Here is an 8691-nt window from a genome sequence, read left to right on the forward strand (position 1 = left end):
GCTTTTATAGCTTTTGTATTCTTGCACTTAGACTCTTTTAATGCAGTATCTAGAGCATAATTAAAGTCTTTTGTTTCTGCTTCTTTTTTAAGGTTTTCTATAGTAGTTTCATGTTCTTTTATAGTATTTTGAAGAGTTTCATTATCTTTGTTGTTTTTCTTCAAATCTTCTATAGTTGTATTTGCAGTGTCTAGTTGGCCCTTTAAATCATCCTTTTGGGTTTTCAACTTATTATATCTTTCATCTGCATTTTCTAAAGAAGTTTCAAATACCTTATTTTCTTTCATTGAAGCCTGTATTTTGCTTATTTGTTCATCTGTTAGTCCTTGAGCTTTTAGTATATCTACTAATTTCATATATTTTAAATCCTCCTATATTTACGTTTTTTACAAGTTTTACATCTTGAATATAGTAATCTAATTCATTCTTTTACATCTGTGATATAGATAGAAAGATGATTAATTGCATAAAAATAAGCCCTATTCGGACTTTAATTACAATTTAACATTACCTTCATTGTTTGCTTGTCTAACCTTTTTAAATCTTTCTTTTAAATCATTATAATTCTCTTGATTTTTAGCATTTTAAGGAATCCTTGAAAGCTTTTAGGAGCATCCTTACCTAAAGCAATTTTTATTTGTTCATATTGCTTTTTATTAGCTCTTAGTTTAGCTTTCTTTTTCTGTTCTTCATAATATTTATTTATACTAGCTTCTTTATCTTTATCTACTTCAAAAGGCCTGTTACTATTTTTTATTTCTTTTTCTACATTATTGTATTTCTCTATGAACGGAACAATCCTATGAGCACATCTTGGATGTAAGTTATTATATCCTTCTCTAAAACCTGGTAGATTTTTCAAAGAAGGAAATCTAGCATCTTCTCCACTCATACTATAAACCCTACCTTCATAGACTACACATACTGGACAACAGCCATAATGGGAAGTTATTTTAACTAAATCTTTATCGTGTTCTTGCATAACATTTTTAACACAGGTATTTTGAGTTTCAGCAACTATACTTCTAGCTAGAGTTTCAGCATAAACACTAATAGGAATATTCCTACCTAACTTATCTTTAACTCCAGTTAAACCTTCATCTATAAGACTATTAACCAATTCCTTTTGCATCTGCTTAATTGTATTTCCAGTAGCAAACTTATTAGCTGTAGAATTTAATCCTATCTCTCTTATCTTATCTTCTATCTGTCTACCAACTAAGCTAGTAGCTTCATTAAGACTATTTATTATATTCTCGGCTATAAGCTCTATAGCTTCTTTATGTAATTGAGTTAGGCTATCTATATTTATTTCTAATACTTTAATAGCTTCTTTATATGCTTGCTCATACAGTTGCTTAGTAATATCTGTTGCCCATTGAGTATTATATATTTGAAGCTTAAGTATTTCTTGTTGAACTTTTTTAAGCATTTCTTCATAGAAAGTAGTTTGATTACCTTTTATTTCTTTTTCTGCAATAGTCTTTATTAATCTTTGTTCGGCTTCTTTATATATCTCAATAAGCTTTTCTATTTTTTTATCCGCTGTAAGAGGTTTCTTTTTCTTAGTCATTATTTATCTCTATATTGAACATCACAAAGCATTGTGAAAGTAACTTCATCTTTTTTATGAGGTTTAATACTTATGTTCATACCTGTTACTTGTTTTAGTTCCATATCATCTATATATATTTTTCTTCTTCCTTCTTGATTTTCTGTTATTTTAACTTTATGACTATGAACTTTATTCTTCATTTTCTTCACCTTCACCATTTTGATTATCTAAATCATTAAACATGTTCAAATTATTCAAAGGATTACTTATATTAGTTTCCTCTTGAATAGCTTCTAACTCTGCTTGAGTATCTTCATCCGTTAGATTATCTAATCTCTTGATAGCTGAATATTGACTTATAGTAGGCTTTCCGCCAGTTCTAATATTGTATATATCTGCTTCTTCTTTTGGATCATTAGGTAATCCATCATTCCAAAATATATTTATCTTTTCTTTTGATAAATCTACAATATCTTCTCCTCCTAGTTGAGAACATAGTTTAATAGCTTTCTTAAGTGCATTATCTACACTCATTCTAACTCTGTTAACCTTGGCAAGCGGACTTATCATCATTCTTTTTAGTGCAGTACCACTTGCAGCAGTACCTAACTTATTATCAAAGTCAAATATAGCACTACCCATTTCAGATATTACAGCTAATATATTAATAAGCTTTTCTATCTGCTTAAAACTAGCTTCTAATTGTGCATCCCATGTAATATAAGATACATCTGCATCTTCTTTTGAACTCTTAGGGAAATAGTTACCTACTTTCAATTCATATCTACCAGTAGCCTTGTTATATTGAAGCGCAGTCTCTGGGCCTTGCATACTTGGTTCTGCATGTTTATCTAATATCTTAGCTATTTGAGATATTCTTACTTCTAATTCACTAATAATGCTATCTAAATCTGCATAATCATCTATTCCATATACTCTATCTGATGTTAATAGATTGTGAACTGGTATAATAGCAAAATCATTTAATCCAGTTTCAATTGCATTTGACTGCTCTACTACTGATTCTATATATCCTTGCTTGCTAAGTTTGTATGTAATCTTTTCAACATACCCTTTTGAGTGTATTTCTACATATAAGAAATCATCATATTGATTTTCATCATTAAACAAAGTATTTAATAATGTATTTGGTTTTAATTTCTTATATTTATGAGCTAATACATGATATTGAACTTTTCTAATATTTTGTGGGTCAACTACTTTGAAATAGAAGCTAGGCTGTGTTATATCTATTCTTCCAGTATCTTCATCATCTTTATATATATTAAATACTGCATCACCATATCTGCTTAAATCTATAGCTAGTGAATAGCAAGTATTTATTAGATCGTTATTTTCTTTTATCTTATCTATAGCTATTTGTTGATTACTATTATCATCACCACAACTTATTGTAGGTTCTTCTCCTAGCATAAAATCAGCTATCTTTAGTGATATTAGCTTTTGAAAGTTAGTTATAACAGAATAGCTTACTATATCTTGAAAGTTACCTATATGTCTAGCTATTCTATTGAAATTTTCTTTATAAACTAACTCATGTTCACCTTCAAATATTCTTTTATTTGTAAAATATTTTTCTAGTCTATTAGTCTCTGTTGCTGGAGGCCAATGTTGACCAATTCGCAAGAAGTCGAGGTTTGTTAACACTCTATCACCTCCTTATATATTTACTGGTCCTATTCCTTCTCTTGCTCCTATATCTTCTGCTATTCCAGTAGTACAATCCGGAGCATCATCATTCTTATTTTTACCAGTACGTTGGTATTTGACCATAGCTTTATAATAATCAGGCCATCTATCTCTCCAATTAACAGGGTAATATATATGTTCCATTACCCATGTAGCATTAGTTAATATTCTTGCTAATTTATTTTGAGACTGATGGAAAGGTCTTATAACTGTATAATTGCTATCTAATTCTTGCTCTAATATCCTCTTTACATTTCTAGCAAACCCTCTACCACCATTATTGCTCTCTATTCTAGCAACATTAACCTTATTATCATAAAACATTTTAGCTGTTGCTTGTTCTGTTTTTTCCATAGCTTCTTGTGTATATAAAATATCTAAAATATAAGCTTCTTTTTGATATACTCCATATACCATAGAACATAAATAATCTGTTCCTTCATCTGCTGTATCTGTATAACTTTTTATCTGTTCAAAATACGGAGGTAATTCTGTATAAGTCTTGAAGCTAGAATATAAGCAACCTTTTAAGTCTATAGGTTCTTGCTGATAGTTAGCACTTGCTATATCCTCTCCCATAGCACTTACTTTATCCATATAGCTCTCATAGGATAATACTTCACTGCACAGCATTTCTTTTTTATCTTCATCTACTAAAGCTTTCATAGATATATGTTTATATTTCTTTTTCTTGTTTTCGCACCATTCTAAAACCTTACCAGCTAAATCATCACTGGCCCATCTAGTCATTATTATTACTATCTTGCCACCTTCTTCAAGTCTAGATAGCATTGTATTGGTAAACCATTCCCAGTGCTTTTCTTTTACATTCTCATTATTAGCTTCTTCTGCATTTTTAATTAAGTCATCTATAATCATTAAAGAAGCTCCAAATCCTGTTGCTGTACCAGTAGGAGATGTTGCTAGATAGTTATTATATCCACCCTCTAAACTCCAAAGGTTCATAGCTCCATCACCACGTTTTATTTTTACTTTAGGAAATACATCAGAAAATACAGGTTTATATTTATCTGCTTTTTCCTCCATAATGCTATTTCTAACATTCTTTGAAAATGTAGTTGATAAGGTTTCGTTATATGATCCAGTCATTATCTTTTCATTTTGATTATTACCTAAAACCCATTCAACAAATAAAGAAGCTGTTCTTGATTTTCCATGTCTAGGAGGCTCATTGATAATTAATACATCATTATCACCTTCATAGAACTCTTGAAAATCATTACATAATTCTACTAAGTATTTTCTATTAGGTTTATAAAAATCAGGAGCTTTTAAATTGCAATAAAAAAAGAACTCACGTCTAGCAAGTTCACATTTAGCACCTAATTTAATTAACTTTATATCTTTAGTCATCTTGTATCAACTTCTTTAAATCTTCTGTAGTTAAATTAGCATAAGGATTATTTATTTCTCCACTATGCTCAACATCTTTTTTATCTCTCCATTTGTCAGCCTTTCTATTTTTTAACCAAAATATTTGAGCTGTAGTATCTGGAGCAACTTGTTTAGTTACTCTTTTTACCTCTTCTCCATTTTCATATGTTATTTCATCATATTCATATCCTAGAGCTCTTTTTAGTAAAGCATTCTCAACCTCATAGTCTACTATTTCTTTTCCTCTTTTTAGGGAGTCAGAAAAGTCAGAATACTGTTTTTTATACTTGTAAAACGAATCTTTACTTATTCCTAAGTTATTATATATTTGTTCATCAGTGAGCCCATCTCTTGCCCATCCTTCAATAAGTATAAGCTTAGGCTCAGTGAGTGAAATACTTAGACTTTGCCATGGACTCACCTCTTTTCTTTGTAAAATAAAAAAGAACCCTATTTCTAGAGTTCTAAATATATATTTTAATTTATTGCTATCATGTCATTATTTAGATATGTTATATCCTTAAACATTTCTATTCTAGTTTTACAATCTTTATATATATCTTTATAATGCATTCCTAGCGACATATCTATTCTTATTGTCTGCAATATCATACCTTCTACCAAAGTAAGATTGTTAAGTTGCATTATATTCGCTTGATCTCTTTTACAATTAATTATTGTATTAGCTAATTTTGTATATGTGATATACAATTTATCAGAGTTTCTACTGCCTTGTTCTTTTGCATATTCAATTAATAATTTAATCACATCGGTTTCTTTTAATCTATTCTTTTTATTATTTTCTCTAGTTTCAATCCATGCTTTAGATTGCTTTTCTAATAAATGTCTTCTCATTCTATAAAACTGATGAACTAAATTCTTTTTGAAGGTTCTAACTGCTTCATTATTTCTAAGATAAGTCATTAATAAAGTAGCTTGTTCTTCGTTAAGTAGGTATATAACTTCTGGTCTACCACCTTTTGGGTTTTCGGATTTTAAATCTGAAAACCTAAGTTTTCCAAACTCTTCAAAATCATCTTTATATTTATTGATTATCCTTTGGATTGACTCATGTTTATTATGAGTGCCATTAGCAATAACCTTACTATCAGTAAACACTTCATTTCTTTTTACAGTTATCAAATCATATTTCATAATATACCCCTCCATTCATTATAAATAGAGGAGGCTGGTAATTATCCAGCAAGTTCCTCTTGTTATATATCTTTATTATTTCCACTTATTGTAAATATATATAATATATTCTTAAGACAAATATAAATCAATTTAGTTGCTTAATCGCAAGTTTTCTAATAATTCCATTTATTATAAACATTTTATTTTTTATATTTAAATTTCTTATTTATTTTTCTCTTTTTAACTTCTTTACTTTTGTCAAAGTTAGGTTTCTTTTTCATTTCATCTTCATACTCCCAAAGTTTCTTAGGAACTAAATCTGCATCTGCTATCAAATTAGCATCTATCCACTTCTTAACCATAACTTACACCTGCTTTTTAAATAAAATAAAAAGAGAGATACATTAGTACCTCTCTCAAAGGGAATATTTTTAATTATTGGGGGAGAAGGGAATAAATCAGAATCGAACTGATACTATACGGAACCACCATTCCCACATCAGAGGGTTCATCACACCCTCTAAAAATTTGTTGAATATTAAAAAATAAAGATACACTATATATAATTTGTTCTGACGTAAATAAGTTGCATTACCCTACAACTTTTATTTTGACAACTTTTATGTTGGGTTTATTAGTTTTCCTTCTCAAGATTAATGTACATTAGAAAGTTTGAAGAATCGAACTTCAATACAAGCTTTCAATGCTATTCTTGAGCTCTTAGAATAGTCTTACTTTACTATCACTTATAATCCAATACTTTCATATTGAGGGAAGAGTACCTCTACTCTTTTCCCTCGACAGAAACTTAACGAATTAATTTTATGAGAATTTATTCTCAAGTTTCTTTATAATCTTCCTACTTTATATAGTATCACTTTTTTAGAGGACAAAGGTGTCCATGTTTATAGCTTGCCACAATATTCCCAAGCTAGTCTTTCGTTAGTACTTGGATGTCTGCCTATATGCTTTATTTTCCCTTTGCAACACTTTATAATGCTCGAATTATCTATATTGTACTTTGCTGCAGCTTCATTTATACATCCGAATATCTCACCAGTAGTTATACATATAACTTTTTTTTGCGTTTGGGTGTTTAGATCCTGCATGCATGCCTTTGTGTACTTTACTTATCTTTTCTTTGGTTTCTCTTGTATGATGTTTGCCATACATAGGATTATCTTTTCCGGTATTTTTACCTTTTCTACTTCTGCTTAACTTTTTATTATGGTTGCCATAATTGCAATTATACTTATGTGTACACCATTCTAAATTTTCTACTCTATTATTTCTAGGGTTTTCATCTTTATGGTTGATGCAGGGATAATTATTAGGATTAGGAATGAATATTTCTGCTTCCAGTCTATGAATATATTTAGTTTCTACTTTATTATTTTTACATAATCCAATAGTTGTATATATTCCAGCTGTATTTCCTTTCATTATTTTTGTGCTTCCTGTATTAAGATAGTTTAAACTCCTTACATTACCGTAATTGCTGACTTGATATTTATCTTCATATCCAAGTATGTCTTTCCAAATTTCCATAAATATCACTCGCCTTTATTTTATTCCTAAGTTTTCTATAGCTCTTTTGTGTATTCTTCTTACCGTTCTATAGCTATAGTGTATTATGCAACTTACTTCTTCAAATCTCATTCCTTCAAAGTATACATATCTCATTATATTTCTCTCTAACGAACTGTCTAGTTTATCTATACACTTTTCTATTTTTAATTGCTGTTTTAATAACTTGTCCTGCTTTTCATTATACAAATCTATTAATTCTTCTATTTGTATCAATAGTTGTCCTAATCTATCCTGCTCTGCTTCTCCTCTTGGCATATCTGTTATTATTTGACTTTTAATGCTAGTCTTTTTACTTTCTAGAAACTCAATCTTTTCTCCGATTATTTCTATTTCCCTTTTAACTTCTATGTACTCTTTTAATTCCTCTTTAGTCATTCCCCTACCTCCTATTTATTTAAACTCACCTTTATTAAGTCTTTTTGTTATTCTATCTTCTTTAAAATCAATCCATTTATTTACTTCTTCAAACTCTATATTAAATATATTCATTAACCAACTCATACAAATTCTAACATCTGCTATTTCTTCTGCTAGATTATCTTTATCTAATTTACCTCTTTTGCCTTTTGAAATAGCTTGTATTAACTCTGAACATTCTTCCATAGCTATAGTAGTACATAAATCTTTATCTACTTCTACAGCTTGCATATAATTGTTATACTCCATATCTATCTCCCTTCAAGTTCACTTATATATTTTTCTAATTTATCTAACTTACTTTGTGCAGCAACTAGTTTAGTTGATAACATACACTTTATATCTATTTGCTTATCTATAACTTTTAATAGAGTTTCTTCTCTTCTTTTTAACTCTTCATTCTCTTTAACAAGATTTTTATTCTTCTTAAATAAATAATTATTTAATTTAACTAACTCTTCTCTATGTTTTAATGCTGATCTTTTTTCTTGTTGTATCTCTGTACATCTATTAACTAATATCTTCTTACTCTTAAATAACATGCCTGTTACCCCCTTTATTTCATTTCTTGATAAATAAGTATGTCAATAACCTGTGATAGTCTTAAAACATCATCTGTAAGTCCATGCTTTGTATATAAGTTGCTTAGTATTTCTTTTAGTTCATCTAACATTCAATCACCCACCTATTTTCAATTAATTCTTGATTGAGAATAGAAGATTAAGCAGATAACAGTTTAATCCTCTATTCTGTTGTTATTTGAAAGAATTATTTTATTTAATTTCTTCAAACTCCAATTCTAAAACATCTATATCAATTTCAAGCCATTGTTTTAAATCTTCGCTTATTAATTGTACAGAGCTTAAAACTCTCTCTTTATCGTTATA

13 protein-coding genes are annotated in these 8691 nt (G+C 28.9%); all 13 read right to left on the reverse strand.

Annotated features, from left to right (window positions below; genetic code table 11):
- A partial coding sequence (locus J7G74_RS08355) for a phage scaffolding protein (RefSeq protein WP_297134048.1) occupies positions 1-356 on the reverse strand: 356 nt, incomplete at its 3' end.
- A gap of 194 nt (positions 357-550) precedes the next feature.
- A complete protein-coding gene (locus J7G74_RS08360; protein WP_297134050.1) occupies positions 551-1573 on the reverse strand; it encodes a phage minor capsid protein in 1023 nt (340 codons plus the stop codon).
- Positions 1573-1755, reverse strand: a complete 183-nt coding sequence (locus J7G74_RS08365; protein ID WP_297134052.1) for a hypothetical protein — start codon at positions 1753-1755, stop codon at positions 1573-1575. The genes J7G74_RS08360 and J7G74_RS08365 overlap by 1 nt, the downstream gene beginning before the upstream one ends.
- Positions 1745-3223 (reverse strand): phage portal protein, encoded by a 1479-nt coding sequence (locus J7G74_RS08370; protein WP_297134054.1) that lies wholly within the window; start codon positions 3221-3223, stop codon positions 1745-1747. Before J7G74_RS08370 ends, J7G74_RS08365 begins: the two co-directional genes overlap by 11 nt.
- Before the next feature lie 12 nt (positions 3224-3235).
- The gene (gene terL, locus J7G74_RS08375) at positions 3236-4639 is read right to left on the reverse strand and encodes a phage terminase large subunit (protein ID WP_297134057.1); all 1404 of its coding nucleotides are present in this window, start codon (positions 4637-4639) and stop codon (positions 3236-3238) included.
- A complete protein-coding gene (locus tag J7G74_RS08380; protein WP_297134059.1) occupies positions 4632-5081 on the reverse strand; it encodes a hypothetical protein in 450 nt (149 codons plus the stop codon). The genes terL and J7G74_RS08380 overlap by 8 nt, the downstream gene beginning before the upstream one ends.
- A gap of 56 nt (positions 5082-5137) precedes the next feature.
- On the reverse strand, positions 5138-5815 hold the full coding sequence (locus tag J7G74_RS08385) for a Rha family transcriptional regulator (protein ID WP_297134062.1): 678 nt from the start codon (positions 5813-5815) through the stop codon (positions 5138-5140).
- A 182-nt stretch (positions 5816-5997) separates the two neighbouring features.
- Complete coding sequence (locus tag J7G74_RS08390; protein ID WP_297134063.1) at positions 5998-6159, reverse strand: hypothetical protein; 162 nt, start codon at positions 6157-6159, stop codon at positions 5998-6000.
- Between the two features lie 691 nt (positions 6160-6850).
- Entirely contained in the window at positions 6851-7345 is a 495-nt protein-coding gene (locus tag J7G74_RS08395) for an NUMOD4 domain-containing protein (RefSeq protein WP_297134066.1), read from the reverse strand.
- A gap of 15 nt (positions 7346-7360) precedes the next feature.
- Positions 7361-7762: a sigma factor-like helix-turn-helix DNA-binding protein gene (locus J7G74_RS08400; RefSeq protein WP_297134069.1), complete on the reverse strand. Its 402-nt coding sequence runs from the start codon at positions 7760-7762 to the stop codon at positions 7361-7363.
- Between the two features lie 15 nt (positions 7763-7777).
- Positions 7778-8053, reverse strand: a complete 276-nt coding sequence (locus tag J7G74_RS08405) for a MazG nucleotide pyrophosphohydrolase domain-containing protein (protein WP_297134071.1) — start codon at positions 8051-8053, stop codon at positions 7778-7780.
- A gap of 2 nt (positions 8054-8055) precedes the next feature.
- Positions 8056-8346: a hypothetical protein gene (locus tag J7G74_RS08410; RefSeq protein ID WP_297134074.1), complete on the reverse strand. Its 291-nt coding sequence runs from the start codon at positions 8344-8346 to the stop codon at positions 8056-8058.
- Between the two features lie 14 nt (positions 8347-8360).
- A complete protein-coding gene (locus J7G74_RS08415) occupies positions 8361-8477 on the reverse strand; it encodes a Spo0E family sporulation regulatory protein-aspartic acid phosphatase (protein WP_297134077.1) in 117 nt (38 codons plus the stop codon).
- Between the last annotated feature and the right edge of the window lie 214 nt (positions 8478-8691).

It is taken from the genome of Terrisporobacter sp. (assembly GCF_017888745.1).
Taxonomy (GTDB): Bacteria; Bacillota; Clostridia; order Peptostreptococcales; family Peptostreptococcaceae; genus Terrisporobacter.